The 19,936-nt window shown below is 68.0% G+C and carries 15 protein-coding genes; 8 read left to right on the top strand and 7 right to left on the bottom strand.

Annotated elements, in window-relative coordinates:
- Positions 1-38 precede the first annotated feature (38 nt).
- Positions 39-1,823 carry a VanW family protein gene (locus BLV57_RS30015; RefSeq protein ID WP_091294460.1) on the bottom strand — a complete coding sequence of 595 codons (1,785 nt, stop codon included), beginning with the start codon at positions 1,821-1,823 and terminating at the stop codon, positions 39-41.
- A gap of 117 nt (positions 1,824-1,940) precedes the next feature.
- Positions 1,941-3,659, bottom strand: coding sequence for an L-arabinonate dehydratase (gene araD, locus BLV57_RS30010; RefSeq protein WP_091294457.1), 1,719 nt, complete (start codon positions 3,657-3,659; stop codon positions 1,941-1,943).
- Positions 3,660-3,817: 158 nt separating this feature from the next.
- Here araD and BLV57_RS30005 point away from each other — a divergent pair, with 158 nt between their 5' ends.
- On the top strand, positions 3,818-4,474 hold the full coding sequence (locus BLV57_RS30005) for a GntR family transcriptional regulator (protein WP_091295063.1): 657 nt from the start codon (positions 3,818-3,820) through the stop codon (positions 4,472-4,474).
- Positions 4,475-4,577: 103 nt separating this feature from the next.
- Here the strand turns inward: BLV57_RS30005 and BLV57_RS30000 are convergent, their stop codons facing one another.
- On the bottom strand, positions 4,578-5,417 hold the full coding sequence (locus tag BLV57_RS30000) for a chitosanase (protein WP_091294455.1): 840 nt from the start codon (positions 5,415-5,417) through the stop codon (positions 4,578-4,580).
- Positions 5,418-5,699: 282 nt separating this feature from the next.
- Here BLV57_RS30000 and BLV57_RS29995 point away from each other — a divergent pair, with 282 nt between their 5' ends.
- A complete protein-coding gene (locus BLV57_RS29995) occupies positions 5,700-7,040 on the top strand; it encodes a hypothetical protein (protein WP_091294454.1) in 1,341 nt (446 codons plus the stop codon).
- Between the two features lie 44 nt (positions 7,041-7,084).
- On the opposite strand, the gene BLV57_RS29990 is transcribed toward BLV57_RS29995, so the two are convergent.
- Genes BLV57_RS29990 through BLV57_RS29980 form a run of 3 tightly spaced genes read right to left on the bottom strand, consistent with a single transcriptional unit; the run spans position 7,085 to position 9,658 of the window.
- A complete protein-coding gene (locus tag BLV57_RS29990; protein ID WP_091294451.1) occupies positions 7,085-7,681 on the bottom strand; it encodes a TetR/AcrR family transcriptional regulator in 597 nt (198 codons plus the stop codon).
- Positions 7,682-7,691: 10 nt separating this feature from the next.
- Positions 7,692-8,468, bottom strand: a complete 777-nt coding sequence (locus BLV57_RS29985) for a nitrilase-related carbon-nitrogen hydrolase (protein ID WP_091294449.1) — start codon at positions 8,466-8,468, stop codon at positions 7,692-7,694.
- Between the two features lie 26 nt (positions 8,469-8,494).
- On the bottom strand, positions 8,495-9,658 hold the full coding sequence (locus BLV57_RS29980) for a saccharopine dehydrogenase family protein (RefSeq protein ID WP_091294448.1): 1,164 nt from the start codon (positions 9,656-9,658) through the stop codon (positions 8,495-8,497).
- Positions 9,659-9,754: 96 nt separating this feature from the next.
- Between BLV57_RS29980 and BLV57_RS29975 the strand changes: the two genes are divergently transcribed.
- Both BLV57_RS29975 and BLV57_RS29970 read left to right on the top strand, forming a co-directional pair.
- Positions 9,755-10,936, top strand: coding sequence for a methyltransferase domain-containing protein (locus BLV57_RS29975; protein WP_245757572.1), 1,182 nt, complete (start codon positions 9,755-9,757; stop codon positions 10,934-10,936).
- 77 nt (positions 10,937-11,013) lie between these two features.
- Positions 11,014-11,415 carry a nuclear transport factor 2 family protein gene (locus tag BLV57_RS29970; protein WP_091294446.1) on the top strand — a complete coding sequence of 134 codons (402 nt, stop codon included), beginning with the start codon at positions 11,014-11,016 and terminating at the stop codon, positions 11,413-11,415.
- A gap of 106 nt (positions 11,416-11,521) precedes the next feature.
- On the opposite strand, the gene BLV57_RS29965 is transcribed toward BLV57_RS29970, so the two are convergent.
- Positions 11,522-12,784 (bottom strand): HNH endonuclease signature motif containing protein, encoded by a 1,263-nt coding sequence (locus BLV57_RS29965; RefSeq protein WP_091294445.1) that lies wholly within the window; start codon positions 12,782-12,784, stop codon positions 11,522-11,524.
- Positions 12,785-13,258: 474 nt separating this feature from the next.
- Between BLV57_RS29965 and BLV57_RS29960 the strand changes: the two genes are divergently transcribed.
- The 4 genes from BLV57_RS29960 (at position 13,259) to BLV57_RS29945 (ending at position 19,854) form a co-directional block, all read left to right on the top strand.
- Complete coding sequence (locus tag BLV57_RS29960) at positions 13,259-14,422, top strand: lactate 2-monooxygenase (protein WP_091294443.1); 1,164 nt, start codon at positions 13,259-13,261, stop codon at positions 14,420-14,422.
- A 143-nt stretch (positions 14,423-14,565) separates the two neighbouring features.
- Positions 14,566-14,799 carry a hypothetical protein gene (locus BLV57_RS29955; protein WP_091295058.1) on the top strand — a complete coding sequence of 78 codons (234 nt, stop codon included), beginning with the start codon at positions 14,566-14,568 and terminating at the stop codon, positions 14,797-14,799.
- A 96-nt stretch (positions 14,800-14,895) separates the two neighbouring features.
- Entirely contained in the window at positions 14,896-18,777 is a 3,882-nt protein-coding gene (gene hrpA, locus BLV57_RS29950) for an ATP-dependent RNA helicase HrpA (RefSeq protein WP_091294441.1), read from the top strand.
- A 75-nt stretch (positions 18,778-18,852) separates the two neighbouring features.
- Positions 18,853-19,854: a radical SAM protein gene (locus BLV57_RS29945; RefSeq protein ID WP_091294438.1), complete on the top strand. Its 1,002-nt coding sequence runs from the start codon at positions 18,853-18,855 to the stop codon at positions 19,852-19,854.
- The last annotated feature ends 82 nt before the right edge of the window (positions 19,855-19,936 follow it).

Here is a 19,936-nt window from a genome sequence, read left to right as displayed (position 1 = left end):
CGTACACGCCCGGCGCCGGGGTTCGGGTTGCCCCGGGGCTATTCGCCGCAGGTGATCTTGGGCTGGGGGTTGTACTTGACCGTCCGGGTGCTGCGGCTGACCTCGCGGCCGGTCGCGGCGTCACGCAGGACACGGGTGTCCGTGGTCGTGAACCCGGGCGCGCCGTTGCTGGCGTGGCAGTTCTCCGCCGGACCGGCCTTGGGCTGCGGCTCGGTCTGGTTGGTGCGCGCGCCCGCGATCGACTCGACCTTGTAGCGCGCGGTGCCCCACAGCTTCACCGTGAGCGAAGACGGCGTCCAGATCGTCTGGATCGCGACGCCGGTCTGGCTGTCGTTGGTGAACTTCAGGTCGATGACGCTGCTGCCGTCGTGGTTCTGGAACACCGTCGCCTCGCGCGCGGCGGGGTAACGGCTGATGTAGTAGCTGTGCTCCTTGTGGCCCGCGTCCTTCATCCCGGCGAAGTACGCGGCGTTGTAGAGCGTCGTCGCGAACTGCGAGATGCCGCCGCCGACCTCGCGGCCGGGCGCGCCGTCGGAGATGACGCCCGCCTCTACGTAGCCCTGCTTGGTGCCGCGCGGGCCGGTGAAGCCGTTGAGCGAGAACGTCTCGCCCGGCTTGACGATCGCGCCGTCGACCTTGTTGGCCACCACGTGGATGTTGACGCCGGAGTCGGCCGCGAAGCCACCGGTGGTGAACTCGCCGATGACCTCCTTCACGCCGAGCTGGTTGGCCTGCTCGGTGGTCACCTTGGCAGGCGTGTCCTTGTAGGTGGCCTTCAGCTCACGCTTGTCGGCCAGCTTGAGCACGTCGACCATCGGCTTGAGGCTGACCTCCCAGTCGACGCCCCTGCCGTCGACGGACGGCTCGACGGCGGGCTTGCCGCCCTCGAAGACGATCGACGCCTCTTTGCCCTCTTTTTCGGTGGACTTGAGCTGCGGGCCCGCCGCTTCGACGACCTTCTCCTGGTCGATCTTCGGCGCCAGCGTGATCGGCTCGAAGCTCAGCGCGGCGGCGATCTGGGCGGGCTCCAGCTTGGCGTCCTTGCCCTCGCCCTTGATGATCAGCGGCGCCGCGACCGCGGGCTTGGCGATCTGCTCGAAAGCGGCCTTGAGCGCGTCCGGGTTGGTCTGCACCGGGGTGAGCGCCACGGGAAGGTCGAGTGCCTGCCCGGCGGCCCAGTGCGCGAGCACGGCGTCCGTGGCGGCGGGAACGTCGAGTTTCTGGCCCTGCTTGGCCTCGACGAGCACCGGCTCGGCCTCGTCGAAGCGGATCGTGCCCTCGATCGGGTCACGGTCCGTCTTGGCTCTCAGCTGCTCCATCGCCTGCTTGAGCTTGGCGTCGTCGGCGTGCGTCACGACACCGACCTCGCGCGAGGTGAAGAACGAGGCGATCCGCGTGAACGGGTTGAGCGGCTGGTCGCCCGCCTGGTCCAGCGTGCCGGGCCAGTCGAGGGTGAGCCCGGAGACCTTCGGGGCGAGCTGGTCGGTGACGTCGCCCGCCTTGACCTGCACGGGGCTGCTCAGCCGCGGCTCGATCTTGGCGCGCAGCTCCTTCTCGGCGCTGTCGCGGCTCATCCCGCCGACGTCCACCCCGGCCACCGTGACCCCACGTGGCACGCTGCCGCTGCTGATCAGCAGGTCGGCGCCCCAGAGCAGGAGCAGCCCGCCGAACACCGAGCCGCCGATGATGGCGGCCTTACGCTTGTTGAAGCGTTTCTGTGGCGGAGCGGGCGCCTCTGTGGGAGGCTCCTGCGTCAACACCGATACGGCAGGCAAGATGTCCGTCTGCTCGGCACTCGACCCGGGCCAGTAGGAATCCGGCAACTCTCTCAACCCTCCACGATCAGCTCGGGGTTGCCGATCGCCGGTGTTCAAGATACGGGCACGCCAGAAGGCCGCTCACACTCGCCCGGTTGGGGGATGCCCCCTGAAGACAATCGATTACCGAGCGTCTGGCTCCGGGTTCGCACCGGCTTTGGCGAGGAAGTCGAAGTCGCAGCCTTCGTCCGCCTGCGTGATGTGCTTGGCGTAGAGCGAGCCGTAGCCGCGTTCGAACGGAGGCGCCGGTGGCTCCCACAAAGCGCGCCTGGCGTCGAGCTCGGCGTCGTCGACTTCGAGGTGCAGCCGCCGCGCCGGGACGTCCAGTGTGATCAGGTCGCCGTCACGCACCAGCGCCAGCGGGCCGCCGACGAACGACTCCGGCGCCACGTGCAGCACACAGGCGCCGTAACTCGTCCCGCTCATCCTGGCGTCGGAGATCCGGACCATGTCGCGGACGCCCTTGGCCAGCAGGTGGTCCGGGATCGGCAGCATCCCGTACTCGGGCATGCCCGGCCCGCCCAGCGGGCCGGAGCCACGCAGCACCAGCACCGAATCCTCGGTGATGCCCAGCCCGGGGTCGTTGATGCGCTTCTTGAGGTCGCTGTAGTTGTCGAACACGACCGCGGGACCCGTGTGGGTGAGCAGGTGCGGTTCGGCGGCGATGTGCTTGATGACCGCGCCGGACGGCGCGAGGTTGCCGCGCAGCACGGCGACGCCGCCCTCGGCGGCGACCGGGTTGTCCCGCGTGCGGATCACGTCGTCGTTGTGCACGCGCGCGACGGCGAGCAGCTCGCCGAGCGTCTTGCCGGTGACCGTGACGCGGTCGGTGTGCAGCAGGTCGGTCAGCCGGGAGAGCAGGCCGGGGAGGCCGCCCGCGTAGTAGAAGTCCTCCATCAGGAAGTCGCCGCCGGGGCGCACGTTGGCCAGCACCGGCACCTGGCGGGCGATGGCGTCGAAGTCCTCGATGCTCAGCGGGATCTGGCTGCGGCCTGCCATCGCGATCAGGTGGATCACCGCGTTGGTGGAGCCGCCGAGCGCGAGCACGGTGGTGATCGCGTCGGAGTACGCGCGCTTGTCGAGCACCTGCGAGATCGTCAGGTTCTCCCAGACCATCTCCACCACGCGCGCACCGCTCGCCGCGGCCATCCGATGGTGCGCCGAGTCGACGGCCGGGATCGAGGCGGCGCCGGGCAGCGTCATGCCGAGCACCTCGGCGGCGCTGGTCATGGTCGAGGCGGTGCCCATGGTCATGCAGGTGCCGGGGGAGCGGGCGAGCCCGCGCTCCAGTTCGGACATTTCCGCGTCGCCGATGAGACCCGCGCGCTTGTCGTCCCAGTACTTCCACATGTCGGTGCCGCTGCCGAGGATCTCGTTGCGCCAGTGGCCCTTGAGCATCGGCCCGGCCGGCACGAAGATCGCCGGGAGCCCGGCGCTGGCCGCGCCCATGAGCAGCGCGGGGGTGCTCTTGTCGCAGCCGCCCATGAGCACGGCGCCGTCGATCGGGTAGGACCGGAGTATCTCCTCGGTCTCCATCGCCAGCAGGTTCCGGTAGAGCATCGGCGTCGGCTTCTGGTAGGTCTCCGACAGCGTCGCGACCGGGAACTCCAGCGGGAAGCCGCCCGCCTGCCAGACGCCGCGTTTGACCTGCTCGGCCCGCTCACGCAGGTGCATGTGACAGGGGTTGATGTCACTCCACGTGTTCAAGATCCCGATCACGGGCTTGCCAAGATGCTCTTCGGGGTTGAATCCTAGTTGCCTGCTCCGCGCGCGGTGGCTGAAGTTGCGCAGCTCGTCGCCGCCGAACCAGCGGTGACTACGGAGGTCCTCAGGCTTCATCATGTGGGCTGATCCTGCCACTCTCCTGGGCTGTGTGTAGTCCCTAAAGTATGACATCTCATATATCATTTCTGCGACTGTTCCCGGCCGGAACATTCGGGCGGCGTCATACCAGTAGATTTGGCACTATCTGCGAAAGCCGTCGGGAGCCGGAGATGACGATGTCTGGGACGTTCAGCCTGCCCGCCTCGCGCACCGAAGTGGTGCTGGAGGAAATCCGCCGAGGCATCCTCACCCGGGAGCTGTTACCCGGCCAGCCGCTGGTCGAGGCGGAATTGGCGGCCAAGCTCGGCGTCTCGAAGACGCCGGTGCGCGAGGCGCTGAAGGTGCTGTCCAATTCGGGCCTCGTGACGTTCAGCCCGTACAAGGGCGCCTCGGTCTGCGTGGTCGACTCCGAACTCGCCAAGGCCGTCTACGACGTCCGGCTGGTGCTGGAGCCCGAGGCGGTCCGCCGCACGGTCGAGCGCCGTGACCCGGCCCTGCTCGAGGACGCCGCCGAAGCGTTGAAGGAAGCCTCGGCCGCGATCTCGGATCGCGACCAGGCCGCCTTGAGCCTGTTGAACCGCCGCTTCCACCGCGCGCTCTACAGCGGCTGCGGCAACCCCTTGCTCGTCAGCATCCTCGACGACCTCAAGGACCGCGCGGCCTTGATCAGCATCGTCGGCTGGGAAGCGAACCCCAGCTGGCGCAAGGAATGGAACGAGCACAAGGCGATTCTGGCCGCCGCCAAGAAGGGCGACGCGCAGACCGCGTCGGACCTGCTCCGCAACCACGTCGCGGACTTCCTGGCTCGCATCGTCGCCGCGATCGGCGACTAGGTGTCGTGAGTGTTGCGGCCGGTTAGAACCGGCCGCAACACTCACGAGTCCCTGAACGGTGCGCAGGCTCAATCCCGCCTCGGACGAAGCACGCGCGTCATGTTCAGTTGATCTGGAACTGCTCCCCGTACACCGACCACTTCAGCGGGGTGTGCAGGTCGAAGTTCTTCTCGTTCAGGAACTTCGACTGCTCGGTGTCCACACGGGACGTGTCGGAGTGGGCTTCCTCCTGCTTCATGACGCGCTTGCGCTCGACGAGGAACGCCTTGAGGTAGGTCGTCTCGTCGCCGCCCTGTGACGGCGGCTTCGCCTTCTTCAGCGCGGCGGAGCGGATGCCCTTGAAGCTCGTCGAGTCGCCGTCGAAGCCGTGCATGACCGCGGCGTCGTAGTAGGCGAATTGTCCGAGATTGCTCAGGCCGTCCGCTTTGCCCTGCGCGACCGACGGGTTGAAGTAGACGCGGTCACGCTCGTGGTTCTGCGCGTTCTTGAACGCGTCGGTGGCGGCCGCCTTCTTCCAGTCGCTGACGAAGGCCGAGCCGAGGCCCGCGTGCGAGTCGGTGCCGTTGACCTTGCGCAGCGCGGGGAGGTACTTCTGCAGCGGGTTGCCCGGCGTGGTCTGCGAGTAGTACTCGACCAGGTCGAGCATGTCGCCGGTGCCGGAACAGAAGCCGATGATGCCCGCGGTGTAGCCGCGGCCGTCGCCGATGTCCTCGATGTACTTGTACTGCGCCTTCCAGTCCAGCGAGGAGTTCTCCGCGCTGGAGACGAGCTTCATCGCGATTTCCTTCTTCGCGGGCGCCGAAAGGTCACCCGCGAGCACGGCGGCGCCGAGCGCGGGGGCCTCGGTGGCGGCGAAGGAGGCGGTGGAGACCACTACGGGCGTCGCGACGGACAAAGCCAGCACGGAGGCGACGCCGATGCCGCGGCGGATTCTGGCGTTCATGGTTAAGAGTCCCTTTCATTGTCGAATTAGGACACGAAAAGTGATCCTGTTTACCTATTTCGACAGAGCTGCTCCGGGCAGGGAGAAACCCCGGAGGGTGGTGCGCGGGAATTGCAGCTCTGCTTCTTGCTGCGGCGTATCCGTACGATAACGAAGCGTCAATCAAGCCACAAGAGCGCCGAAGAATTCATGTACATGAACGGGTAATCGGTTGCTCAATGGCCGGGTAGCTGTCATTCTCTTGCCTATGACCCGTCCGAGGGGGAGGCGCTGGCGCGCGCGATGAGTGGATCCACGTTCTTTTCGCACGCCCTTTCGCTGGCGGCGCTGTACGGGCCCGGACCTTGGCCTGACGAAGGAAATCCGCTGCCTGACGAGCCCGAACACGACGACGGGCTGACCTTCGGGCCGGGCGCGCTCGACGGCATACTGAGTCATCACCTGGCCCGCAACCGGCTCGACGGCGCGTCCGGGCTGGCGGATCTGCTGGCCGAGGCGGCGCGCGGCGAACTCGTCCCGGCGATCGTGCCGGGCCTCGAACGCTGCCTCGAAGACGTCAATGTCGCGGAAATGTCCGATGAACTGTCCGGTCTGCTCGAACAACGCGCCATTTCCGACACGCGAGTCCGTGAATTGGCCCGATTGCTCGTCGAGGGCGGAACACTGCGTGAATCGGTCAAGATTGGATTGCTCTTGCTCTCGTTGAGCGGAGACGAGCGCGATCGCGAACTGCTGTTGCTGATGGGCGCGCTCGAGGAGCTGACGCTCTTCGCCGTGGGCGCGCTGTGGCGCACGCAGCCCGATCCGCACCGCGCGGTCTTCGACCTCGCGCGCCGCGTCCGCGGCTGGGGCCGGGTCCAGGCGGTCGAGCGGCTCGCGGACTCCCGCGACCCGGAGATCAAGTCGTGGCTGCTGCGTGACGGCTTCCGCAACGACGTGATGGACGAGTACCTCGCGCTGACCGCCGCGGTCACCGGCGGCCTGCGCGACGCGCTGTCCGCGGCCGTGGTCGACGACGACCTGCTCGACGGCGCCGGCGGCATCCTCACGGCGCTGGTCGCCGAGTACGGCCCCGGCGACGGCATCGAGTACTACCTCGACGCGGTGCCGGTGCTCTGGCGCTACGCCGAGCTGGTCGACGCGCGCGAGCCCTGCCTGCGCACCATCCGGCCGCTGGTCGCCATCCTGTCCTTTTTGGACAACCCGATCGACGGCCTGCCCTGGCGCTTCGACGTTCCCGCGCTGCGCGACCGCTACGCCGAGCTGCTCGGCCGCCCCGAGATCACGCAGACGGTGCTCGCGCACCTGGCCGACCCCGCGCGCGCCGACTTCCTGGACGCGCTGTGGCCAGCGAACGTGCTCGGCCTGCGCCCGCGCGACCAGATCGTCGCGTACCTGGAGCAGTCGCCGGTGAGCTTCTTCGCCTGGAGTCACCTCTGCAAGTACGTCGACCCGTGCGACGCGCACTGGCTCGCCGACCTCGCGCAGCGGCTGCTCCCGCCCGAGCAGCCCCCGGACACGGGCGTCCGCCGTCAGCTCAACGCCGACCTGGCCTGGCGCTCGGTCCGCGACCGCCTGCGCGAACTCTCCTCAAGCTCCACCGCGGATCCCGCGACCTCCTGACCGGGATAAAGCGGGCTTTATCCCGGACCGGAGTTAAGCCCGCTTTATCCCGTTGGAGAGCCCGCGAAGAGCCGGATGACGTCCGGCAGCACGTTCACCGGGATGCTCGGGTCGATCGCGCGCTGCACGCCCAGCCCGATGCCCAGGCTGAGCAGCGCGGTCGCCGCGTCGTCGGCCGACATCGGCAGCGTGATCGAGAACTGCTCGGCGTAGCCGGTGAGCAGCGCCGCGATCGAGTCGCGGATCGCCTTGTCCCTGATCGCCAGCTCGTGCCTGACCTCGGGATTGTGCCGGGCGTTGGTGGCGAACTCGACCTCGAGCGCCGTCCACGCCTCGTCGCCGATGCTGCGCTCCGCCCAGGTCTGAAACGCGGTGATCAGCCCGTTCATGTCGTCGGCGCCGACGAGCGCCTCGGTGATCATCGCGACCTGCTCTTCGTGGATGCGGTCGAGCACCGCGAGGCACAGCTCGTCCTTGTTGCGGAAGTTCGAGTAGACCGCGCCCTTCGAGTAGCCGGCCTCGTCGGCCACCTTCTCCAGCGAGGTCGCCGAGTAGCCATCGCGCAGGAAGAGGTCCTTCGCGGTGGCGGTCAGCTGTTCGCGGGTGCGTGCCTGGCTTTCGGCGCGGGTCAGTCGGGCCATAGGCGTCACTCTATGCGTTCGGCGTCCCGGATAGCGGAATACCCGAGCGGGCGCTCGGGAGCACGCCGGGGTCGATCTCGCAGAACGTGATGCCCTCCGCGGTGCCCGCTTCGGCGAGCACCTCGCCCCACGGGTCGACGACGCGGCTGTGCCCGGCCAGCCGCGCGCCGTCGTCCTGCTCGCCGACGCCGTTGCAGGCGATGAGGACGACCTGCTCCTCGACGGCGCGGCAGGTGGTGAACAGCCGCCAGTGCCCGAGCCGCGCGTCCGGCCACGCGGACGTCACGATGATCGACTCCGCGCCCTTGCCTGCCAGCGCCCGGTACAGCTCGGGAAAACGCAGGTCGTAACAGGTCGTGGTGCCCATCCGGCCGAGCGCGGTGTCGACCGTGTCGACGGTCCCTCCCGGCGTCAGTAACTCGGCTTCCCTGGACTGGTAACCGAAAACGTGGACCTTGCGGGAGGTGTGCAGCACCGAGCCGCCCGGCCCGATGAGCACCGAGGTGTTGTGCAGCCTGCCGTCCGCGCCGCGTTCGAGGAAGCTGCCGAGGTGCAGATGCGCGCCGAGCCGCCTGGCCCATTCCCTGGCGGCACAGACGGTTTCGCCGTGGATCGGCTCGGCGTCCTCGGAGTAGGCGTCGAACGCGAACGCGCCGGTGGTCCACAATTCGGGCAGCACCACCAGATCCGCGCCCGCCGCGTCGGCGAGCATGCCCGCGACCCTGTCCCGCCGAGCGGGCACGGTCTCCGTGCGCGGGCTCGCCACCTGAATCAGTGCTGTCCTCACATCTTTCAAAGGTAGCGGGGAAGTGGCTACCCGAAAGTCTCGAATCGGATGCCCGCCGAAATCAGCCGTTCCAGCAACGCGTCGCCCATCGCCACGGTGGTGGTGACCTGACCGGCGACCGGCGGCAGGTCGTCGTGTGCCAGGCACAGCGCGGATTCGGCGAGCATCTTGGCCGTCTCGTCGTAGCCGGGGTCACCGCCGGAAACCTCGGTGCTGACCCGCTGACCACCGCCTTCGCCGACGAAACGCACGGAGAACCAGGACTTCGCGCGCGTCGCCGCGTCCGGCCCGTCACCGGGTTTGCGCAGCTGCCCGAGCACCTTGCGGGCGGGCGGGATCTGCGCGGCGAGGAAGATCGCGGACAGCCCGGCGGCGCCGGCCACGATCGTCGGCAAGCGTTTGATGGCCGCGAAATGCCGATAGGTGAAATCTGGGCCATAGCCTTCGAGTGCGGCAGCGGATCGTCCGACGATCTGCGGATCGATTGTCGGCAATGGCACCGCCCAAAACGTGGAACCCGGCATCCGGTGGGGTTTTCCCTGTTCCACCCGCACCCGGCGCTTCTCGGGCTTAGGTTCGGTGCGCGCGCGCTCCTTCGCGGCCGCGACCATCTGCCGCATCCGCGAAAACGCCGTCAGCGCGGAGTGGAATGTGCCACCCGAAGGCATCCCGCCCGCGCGGACGTAACCGCTGATCGTGATCGGCACACCTTCGGGAAGCTGTTTGACGGTGTAATAAGCACCGAGATCGTGCGGGATCGAGTCGAATCCGCATGCGTGCACCAGCCGCGCGCCGGTTTCGACGGCACGGGCGTGATACTTGACGTACATCAGATCGGCGAACTCGGGTTCCCCGGTCAGGTCCACGTAATCGGTGCCCGCCTCGGCGCACGCCGCGACGAGCGGCTCGCCATATTCGATGTACGGGCCCACGGTGGTGATCACGACCTTCGCCGACTCCGCGACGGCACGCAGCGAGGCGGGATCGGTACTGTCGGCCTTGAGCAGCGGCAGATCGGCGAACTCGGCGTCGATCCGCGCGAGCCGTTCGCGGACCGCCTCCAGCTTCGCCTGGTTACGGCCGGCTAGCGCCCAGCGCGCGCCGACGGGACTGTGGCGCGCCAGGTACTCGGCGGTCAGCTCACCGGTGAAGCCGGTGGCGCCGAACAGGACGATGTCGTAGGTCCGCATGGCCGTGACGTTATCAGCTACCGCCGGTATCCGGATTTACCTGATCGCGATGTCATTCGGCCAAATGGTCAGTGTTGGTACCGAAAAGTCACGGAAATGGCGAAGATGGAAGCGGAGGGTACCGACCTGGAGGGGCCGCTGATGACGACGACCGCGCTGCCTTGGGACGCGCGGGCCCGGGATCTGGCCGATCGGCTCACCAAGGACGGCGTGCTGCGCGATCCGGCGTGGCGCACCGCTTTGGAGGCCACGCCACGGCACGTGTTCGTGCCCTCGTTCTACCGCAGGGAACCCGGATGCTGGGTCGCGGTCGCGGGCACCGAAGACTGGCTCGACACGGTGTATTCCGACTCCGCGGTGGTCACGGCCATCGCCCGGATGCCCAATGGCGAGCAGGTGCCGATCTCCTCGGCCTCCGAGCCCAGCCTGATGGTGCGCATGCTCGAGACTCTCGACATCCGCGACGGCCACCGCGTCCTCGAAGTGGGCACCGGCACCGGCTACAACACCGCCTTGCTCAGCCGCAGACTCGGCGGCGACCACGTCTACTCGATCGACATCGGCGCCGACCTGGTCGAATCCGCCAGGGAACGCCTCGCCACCCTCGGCCACCATCCGACGTTGACGGTCGGCCACGGCGCGCAAGGCGTTGTCGGCCAAGCGTTGTTCGACCGCATCCTGGTCACCTGCGCGGTACCGGCCATCCCCTGGGCCTGGGCCGACCAGCTGAAAATCAACGGCCTCGTGCTCGCCGACCTCGAAGCAGGCTCCGGCGCGGGCAGCCTCGTGCTGCTCAGGCGTTACCCCGACCGCCTCGAAGGCCGTTTTCTCCCCGACTGGGCCTCCTTCGTCCCGATGCGCGACGCCGACACCGCCCCCGAGCCACCCCCGCGCCCCTCCCGCGTCGACGAAGGCGCCATCTGCTGGACCGACATAGACCCCACCCTCCCCGAAGAGCGCGTCCCGTATTTCCTGGCCCACACCCTCATTCCCCCGGTACTGGCCATGGGCGAGCGCGACGAGTGGATCACCTTCACCGCCCGCGACGGCTCCTGGGTCGAAGTCCGCCGCGAACCCGAAGCCGACGGCCAGCGCATGGTCTGCCAAGGCGGCCCCGTCCGCGTCTGGGACCGCTTCCTCCGCACCCACCGCCTCTGGGCCGCCCTCGGCCGCCCCGGCTGGGACCGCTTCGGCCTCACGGTCACCGCCGACGGCTACCACCGCGTCTGGCTCGACGACCCCGACGGCGACTTCCGCTGGACCCTGCCGCCTCACTGACCGTAGGACCCGCTGGCCGGTTTCTCGATACCCTGGTGCCACTGGGGTTAGCGAGAGACACGTGAGTAGGAGCGGGTATGACCGACGATGTGGCCGGCCAAGTGATCAAGGCCGAGCAGGATCGGATCAACTGTCTCCTCGACGTGGATCCCGCCACCTTCGACCGCTTGCACGCCGACGAGTACCGGTTGTGCAACCCGACCGGCGCCGTGTGGACGAAGTCCGAGTACCTGGATCTCCTCACCAGTGGGCGGGTCGCCTACCGGGAACTGCGGCTGACCAGCGACGTGGATGCCATCGTCGGCACCGACGTCGTCGTCCTTCGCTACCAGTGCGTCATCGAACTCACCGTCGACGGCGCGGACATCCCGCGCCACGAGGCCTGGCACACCGACGTCTACACCAATGCCGACGGCACGTGGCGCTGTGTCTGGTCGCAAGCCACCGGCATCATGGACCTTCCGCCCGCCGCACCCTGACCCCGGCAGTCAGGCGGTGTCGGAGCTTACTCCGCGCATGCGTGGCGGCTAACCGCTGCGACGGGCTCCTCGCCCGTACTGTCGTGAGGTTGGTCTGCTTGCAGATTCAGGTTCGTGTGGTGTGGAGGGTGTTGCGGCGGGGTGTGCGTGCGGGGTCGATGAACGCCGGTGGGATGAACTCGGGGTATCCGTCGCTGGCGATGCGTACGTCCCAGTCGCTGTTGTGGATCAGCCGGTGATGCTTGCCGCAGAGCAGCACGAGATTGTCGATGCGGGTTTCCCCGTGATGAGCCCAGAAAACGATGTGGTGCGCTGTGCATTGCTGTGGCGGCGCATCGCAGCCGGGGAACGCGCAGCCGCCATCGCGGATCGCGAGGGCCCGCCGTTGCGCGGGTGTGGCGAGGCGTTGGGCCCGGCCGACATCGAGCGGTTCGCCGTGGGAGCCGAGGGTGACGGGGATGACTTTGCAGTCGCAGGCGAGGATGCGTGCGTCGGTGGCGCTGATGTCTCCGACCAAATCGAGACAGGCGCGTCCGATGCCGGTCTTGAGTTCGTCCAGGCCGACGGTGACGACGACGTGCACGCTGTCCCCGGCCTGACTTGGGATATCAGGGTTGCCCATGCCGATACGAACGAAGTTCGCGAACGCGTCCCCCAGCCGCTCCCACTGCGAGCGCGTGTCGCGGCCCTCTTCTTCGGTGGCGGGGCGGGGTTTGGCGAGTGGGTCGAGGGTGGCTTTGAGTCGGGCGATGGTGTCGGCGTCGGTTTTGATCTTTATGCCGTGGGTGCCGTCGCGGTGGGTCACGAACCCGAGTTCGTGGCGCGGCTCGGCTGGGTCGGGGTCTTTCGGTTCCCGTCCGTCGGGGTCGAGGCGGTCGCGCAGGTTCTTGGCGGCGTGGGTGATCTGGCGTGGTCCGGCGGTGCGGGCCAGGTTGACCAGGATCTGTTCGCCGGTCTCTCGGTCTTCGGCTGAGACTGTGGGTGGTAGTGCGCCGAGGGCGGCGATGATCGGATCCAGCTGCGCCGCGCCGAGATCACCATTCAACGCCGCTGCGGCGGCATGTGGTGCGAGTGCGGGGATCCGGGTGCCGCCGTCTTGGCGTGGGTTGAGTGCGCGGGCGCGGTCGACGCGGGCTTTGGCTTCGGAGTGCTTGATCTGGACCCAGTCGACCAGCATCCCCGGCACGGTGGCGTAGCCGGTCACCTCCTTCACGCCGCGGGATTCGATTTCGGCCAGGATTTGCCCTTGCTCGGCCTCCAGGCGCCGTTTCTCTCGTTCGCGGGCGACGTAGGCGAGCAGCAGCGTGTCTTTGTCGCAGCGCCACCACTCCGGTGGTGCTGCGGTGTCAGGACTTTCGGTGCTGATCATGCATTCCACACTACGCGAATCTAGAGTCATATGCCACTAGACACGCGGGGCTGGCCGACCCAGCGCTCAGGCGGGCAGCGAGTACCGGCCGGGGTTTCCGGTGAGCCACAACGAAAACTGGCCACCGTGCCCTCGGTCCGTATGGATATTTCCGCGGCGACCACAAACACCACCCGACCCCGGAGTGGAAATGTCCATACGGGATGTCTTTAGATCCGCCCCCGACAGACCCAAAACCCAGAGCAAGCCGCCCAGCCCGAGGCGGCTCACTCGAAGCCATTGAGCGAAAGTCCCGCAGCATCGCACGGTCGTGCACAGACGGACGACACGCGTACCCAGACGGACGACACGCGTGCATAGATGGACGACACGATGGCTGCCGCTCTCGCAGCCCCGCCCAGACCCCGAAAGCGAAGGTTTCCACTGCGAGTTACCCGCGAGTAGAGTCGCGCGAGACAGTCCGAGGAGGCATCGGTGACCGAGCGGTTCGGCAGCTACCAGAACGAGATCTACCTGCAGGGCTTCGGCGGCACACTGCCACTCTGCTCGACCGACGCCACCAAGCTCGAGGACTCGGCGAAGGAGTTGCTCGGCCCCGGTCCGTTCTCGTACGTCGCGGGCGCCGCCGGCTCCGGCGCGACCGCGCGCGCCAACCGGGCGGCCTTCGACAGCTGGCGCATCGTCCCGCGGATGCTCACCGGTGCGACCGAACGCGATCTCTCCACGACCGTGCTCGGCACGAAACTCCCAGGCCCGGTGCTCGTCGCGCCCGTCGGCGTCCAGTCGATCGTGCATCCCGAGGCGGAGAAAGCCACCGCGCGGGCTGCCGCGTCGCTCGGCCTGCCCTTCATTCTCTCGACTGCCTCGTCGACGAGCATCGAGGACGCCGCCGAGGCCAACGGTGACGGCCCGCGCTGGTTCCAGCTCTACTGGCCGAGTGATCACGACGTGTGCGCCAGCATCCTCACGCGCGCGAAGGCCGCTGGGTTCACCACGCTCGTGCTGACGCTCGACACCTGGACGCTGGCGTGGCGCCCGTCCGACCTCGATCAGGCGTACCTGCCGTTCCTGCAGGGCGAGGGCTGCGCGGTCGGGTTCAGCGACCCGGTGTTCCGCGGCCTGCTCGAGAAGACGCCGGAGGAGGACCAGCCGAGCGCGATCCTGCGCTGGATCGGCATGGTCACCGGCACCGACCACACCTGGGATCAGCTGTCGTTCCTGCGCGAGCACTGGGACGGCCCGATCGTCCTCAAGGGCATCCAGCACATCGACGACGCGCGCCGCGCCGCCGACGAGGGTGTCGACGGCATCGTCGTGTCCAATCACGGGGGACGTCAGGTCGACGGGGCGATCGCGTCGCTCGACGCGTTGCCGGAGATCGCGGCCGCCGTAGGGGATCAGCTCGATGTGCTGTTCGACTCGGGGATCCGCACCGGCGCCGATGTGCTCAAGGCGATCGCGCTCGGTGCGAAGGCCGTGCTCGTCGGCCGCCCGTGGGTGTACGGACTCGCGCACGGTGGTGAGGCCGGGGTTCGCCACGTGCTGCGCAGCCTGCTCGCCGACACCGACCTGACGCTGGGGCTCTCGGGGCACCGGAGCCTGGCCGAACTCACCCCTGATGACCTGCGCCGAGTGTGACCGCGCGCTGACCTTCGGTGAATTTCCTCAAATCGGATACGGAAACCTCCACCATGGGCTAATGTCCGTGCTTCCCCGCTGGGGGCCGCACGGGGACGGCCTGGGGAACTTTCGTCATTTACTTCAGTGAAGGTGTGTTCGTCATGCTCAGACTCGGTATCTTCCTCGCCGTGATCGGCTTCGGCTCGGTCGGTTTCCACTACTCGGACTACCAGTTCAAGATCCTGATGTGGGCCGAGGACTACCAGCCCGCCATCGGCTCGATCGTCGGCGTCGTCGGCGTGCTGTTCGTTGTCGCGGCCGTCGTCATGAACAACAAGAAGAAGGCCGCCGCCGCGCAGCAGGCTCCGCTGCCGCAGCAGCCCGCACAGCCGTAGTGACCAGGCGACAGCAAGGGATTATGAGTCCCCTGCTGTCGCCTCGGGCATATTCAGAGGCCGTGCCGGTCACGCACCGCTATCCTTGGCCCAAGTATGTCCACTCCATCCCCGCTCGGCGCGTTGCGCGCCCGCCTGCCCGAACTCATGTCGCGCGACCAGCACCGGTTGCGGCGGCGGCTCGACGGTGCCCGCGGCGCGCGTGACAAGGACAAGGTCGCCGCGCAGATCACCGCCGACATCGAGGCGGCCGAGCTGCGGGTGCGGAACCGGCGCGAGAGCGTGCCGACGATCAAATATCCCGAAGAACTGCCGGTCAGCCAGCGCAAGGACGACATCGCGGCGGCCATCAGGGACCACCAGGTCGTGATCGTCGCAGGGGAGACCGGCTCGGGCAAGACCACCCAGCTGCCCAAGATCTGCCTCGAACTCGGCCTCGGCATCCGCGGCCAGATCGGGCACACCCAGCCCCGCCGCCTCGCCGCCCGCACGGTGGCCGAGCGCATCGCGAGTGAGCTGGACACCGAACTCGGCCAGACAGTCGGCTACAAGGTGCGGTTCACGGACGAGTCCGGGCAGAACACGCTGGTCAAGCTGATGACCGACGGCATACTGCTGGCCGAGATCCAGACCGACCGGATGCTGCGCCAGTACGACACGCTGATCATCGACGAGGCGCACGAGCGCAGCCTCAACATCGACTTCATCCTCGGCTACCTCAAGCAGCTCCTGCCGAGGCGCCCCGACCTCAAGGTGATCATCACCTCGGCGACCATCGACCCGGAGCGCTTCTCGAAGCATTTCGGCGACGCGCCGATCGTCGAGGTGTCGGGCCGGACCTACCCGGTCGAGGTTCGCTACCGCCCGATCGTCGACCCGGACGATCCCGACGGCGACCCCGATCGCGACCAGACGCAGGCGATCTGCGACGCCGTCGACGAGCTGATGGTCGAAGGACCCGGCGACATCCTCGTTTTCCTTTCCGGGGAACGGGAAATCCGCGACACGGCCGACGCGCTGTCCAAACAGGACCTGCGCTCCACCGAGATCCTCCCGCTGTACGCGCGGCTCTCGTCCGCCGATCAGCACCGGGTGTTCCAGCGCCACAGCGGACGCCGCGTCGTGCTCGCCACCAACGTCGCCGAGACCTCGCTGACCGTGCCGGGCATCAAGTACGTCATCGACCCGGGCACCGCGCGGATCTCCCGCTACAGCCACCGGACCAAGGTGCAGCGCCTGCCGATCGAGGCCGTCTCACAGGCGTCCGCGAACCAGCGCAAAGGCCGATGTGGACGGACCTCGGACGGTATCTGCATCCGGCTGTACTCCGAGGACGACTTCGACGCGCGTCCCGAGTTCACCGATCCCGAGATCCTGCGCACCAACCTCGCTTCGGTCATCCTGCAGATGACTTCGCTCGGGCTCGGCGACATCGCCGCGTTCCCGTTCGTCGAGCCGCCGGACCGCCGCCAGGTGACCGACGGCATTCAGCTGCTGCAGGAACTCGGCGCGTTCGACCCCGAGGCGACCGACGACCGCAAGCGCCTCACCGAGATCGGCCGCAAGCTCGCGCTGCTCCCGGTCGACCCCCGCATGGCGCGGATGGTGCTGGAGGCCGCCAAGAACGGCTGCGTGCGCGAGGTCATGATCATCGCGGCCGCACTGTCCATTCAGGACCCGCGTGAGCGCCCGGCGGAGAAGCAGCAGGCCGCCGACGAGAAGCATGCCCGGTTCGTCGACAAGACCTCGGACTTCCTGGCCTACCTGAATCTTTGGGAGTACCTCAAAGAGCAGCAGAAAGCCTTGTCCAGCAACCAGTTCCGCCGGTTGTGCCGCAACGAGTACCTGAACTACCTGCGTGTGCGCGAGTGGCAGGACATCTACAGCCAGCTCCGCCAGCTCGCGAAGCCGCTCGGCATCACGCTCAACTCGGAGAACGCCGACCCGCAGCACGTGCACACCTCGCTCATCGCGGGGCTCCTGTCCCACATCGGCCTCAAGGACCCGGCCAAGGGCGACTACCTCGGCGCGCGGGGCGCGCGCTTCTCGGTGTTCCCCGGCTCGGCGTTGTTCAAGAAGCAGCCGCGCTGGGTCATGTCGGCGGAACTCGTCGAGACGTCGAAACTCTGGGGCCGCGTCAACGCCCGCGTCGAGCCGGAGTGGATCGAACCGCTGGCCGGGCACATCGTGAAACGGTCCTATTCGGAGCCGCACTGGGAACGCAGGCAGGGCGCGGTGATGGCCATCGAGAAGGTCACGCTCTACGGCGTCCCGCTGGTCGTCGACCGCCGCGTCAACTACGGCCGGATCGACCCGGAGCTGTCCCGCGAGCTGTTCATCCGCCACGCGCTCGTCGACGGCGATTGGACCACCCGCCACCACTTCTTCGCCGAAAACCGCGCACTGCTCGAAGAAGTAGAAGACCTCGAGAACCGCGCGCGCCGCCGCGACATCCTCGTCGACGACGAGACGCTGTTCGAGTTCTACGACCAGCGCGTGCCGGCCGACGTGGTGTCGGCGCGCCATTTCGACAGCTGGTGGAAGAAGGCCCGGCACGAGCAGCCCGATCAGCTCAGCTTCGAAAAGCACATGCTGATCAACTCGTCCGCGGGCGATGTCAGCGAGAACGACTACCCGGACATGTGGCGCCACGGCGGCCAGACGTTCAAGCTGACCTACCAGTTCGAGCCCGGCGCGGACGCCGACGGCGTCACCGTGCACATCCCGCTCGCGGTGCTGAACCAGGTCACCGCAGACGGTTTCGACTGGCAGGTACCAGGCCTGCGCGAGGAACTCGTCACCTCGCTGATCAAGTCGCTCCCGAAGCAGATCCGCCGCAACTTCGTCCCGGCGCCCGACCACGCGAAGCTCGTGCTCTCCCGCGTCGGCCCGGCCGACGGCCCGCTGCTCGACGTCGTCGCCGACGAGCTCGAAGCACTGCGCGGCGTCGCCATCCCGCACGACGCGTGGCAGCTTTCGGCCGTGCCGGAGCACCTGAAGATCACCTTCCGTGTGCTCGACAAGAACAAGAAGGTCGCCGAAGGCAAGGACATCGAGGCGCTCAAGCGCGACCTGAGCGGTGAGGTCCGCGCATCGATCTCGGCCGCCGCCAGCGACGTCGAACGCTCAGGCCTGACCAAACCGGCCTTCGGCGAGCTGCCCCGCGTCTTCGCTGGCAAGCAACGCGGCCACGACGTCAAGGCGTACCCGGCACTGGTCGACGAAGGCGAGACGGTCGCCGTCCGCCTGCTCGACACCCCGGCCCAGCAGGCGCACGCCATGTGGGCCGGCACCCGCAAGATGTTGCGGCTCAACGTGCCCTCGCCGGTCAAGTACGCCGTGCGCAACCTGAACAACCAGGCCAAGCTCGTCCTCAACCGCAACCCGCACGGCAGCGTCGCGGCGCTGCTGGAGGACTGCGTCGACACCGCGATCGACAAGCTCGTCGCCGACAACGGCGGCCCGGTCTGGGACGAGGCCGGTTTCGCCACGCTGCAAGAGAAAGTCCGCGCCGGGCTCAACGCCGGGACGCTGACGGTGCTCTTCGAGGCCGAGCGCATCCTGCGCGCGGCCAACGACGTCGAGACCCGCCTCGCCGACACCCGCGGCCCCGCGGAGTCGCTCGCCGACATCCGCGCTCAGCTGAAAGGCTTGGTACACCCGGGTTTCCTCGCCGAAACCGGCCAAGACCGGCTGGCGAACGTCACGCGCTACCTCCGAGGCATCGAGCGCCGCCTGGAGAAACTGCCGACCGACCCGACCCGCGACCTCCAGCGCATGGCCGACATCGCATGGCTGCGCGGCGAGTACCAGAAGGCGCTCGACGCCCAGCCGCCCGGCACCTCCTCGGCCGCGCTGCGCGACGTGCGCTGGATGATCGAGGAGCTGCGGGTCAGCTTCTTCGCGCAGACACTCGGCACCGCGTATCCGGTGTCGCTCAAACGCGTGATCCGCGCGCTCGACGACGCCACCCTTTAGGGAAGGATTCGCCGCCCGATCGGCGTGCCCTTCGCCGGTCTCCCGTGGCGTGCGGGCGTCGGATCATCGGTTGGCATGGGGCCGAACAACATCATCTGGGACGTCACGTACGCGTGCCCGTTGCGGTGCACGCATTGCTATTCGGAATCGGGCAGGCGCCCGTCGCGCCAGCTGCGCGGCGACGATCTGCTGCGTGTCGCCGACGCGATCATCGCGCTGCGGCCGGAGAACGTGGTGCTCGCCGGTGGGGAACCCCTGCTGGTCGATGGCATTTTCAAGGTCGCCGGACGGCTGAAGAACGCGGGCATCCACGTCATCGTCTACACCGGTGGCTGGTCGTTGCGGCCGTCGATGGTCGAGGACCTCGTCCGGGTCTGCGACGAGGTCACGGTGAGCGTCGACGGCGCCACCGCCGAGGTGCACGACCGCATCCGCGGCCGGAAGGGCTCCTTCGACCGCGCGCTCGCCGCGCTGCATCTGATCGACGCCGCGAGTCCGGGCGAGGGGTTTACCTTCGGCATCGACAGCGTGGTCGTCCGCAGCAACTTCGATGATCTGGACCTGTTGTGCAGCACCATCCCGCAGCGGTTCGGACGCCTGGGCTATCTGTCGATCGGCGCCGCCATCCCGTCCGGGCTGGCCAGCCGGATCGGCTTCGCCGAGCACGAACTGCCGACGGATGAGCAGGTCGCGGCGCTCGGCGGCGCCGAATTGCCACGGCGGCTGCAGGCACTCGCGCCGCCGTCGGTCCGGGTCAGCTGCCGCGACAACCTAGACCTGCAAATGAATCCTGCCCAGCTCGCCGCCGACCCCGACTACCGGCCGCTCGTGGTGGAACCGGACGGGGAAGTGCGTGGCATGCCGATCTACGAAGGCACGGTCGGGAATCTGCTGACCGAGCCGGGCGAAGTGCTGTGGGAACGCTCGATGGCCCGCTGGTCGGACCCGCTGGTCACCGAGATCCTCTCGGGGATCCGCACGATGCGCGAATGGTCCGAGGCGACCAGAAGGCTCGACTACCACTTCGCTTCCGAGCGTGACCGGCTCCGTATCGACCGGCGCCCGGCGTTTCGCTGAACCCGCTGACCTGTCCTGGTTGCACTGTCATTGAGGGGAGGTGTTCGACCATGGCGTTCTGGCCTCCGGCGAAGGGAACGCA

It is taken from the genome of Amycolatopsis xylanica, from assembly GCF_900107045.1.
In the GTDB taxonomy this organism is placed as follows: Bacteria; Actinomycetota; Actinomycetes; order Mycobacteriales; family Pseudonocardiaceae; genus Amycolatopsis; species Amycolatopsis xylanica.
The sequence above is the reverse complement of the archived record's forward strand: the minus strand, read 5'-3'. Positions and strand labels throughout refer to the sequence as shown.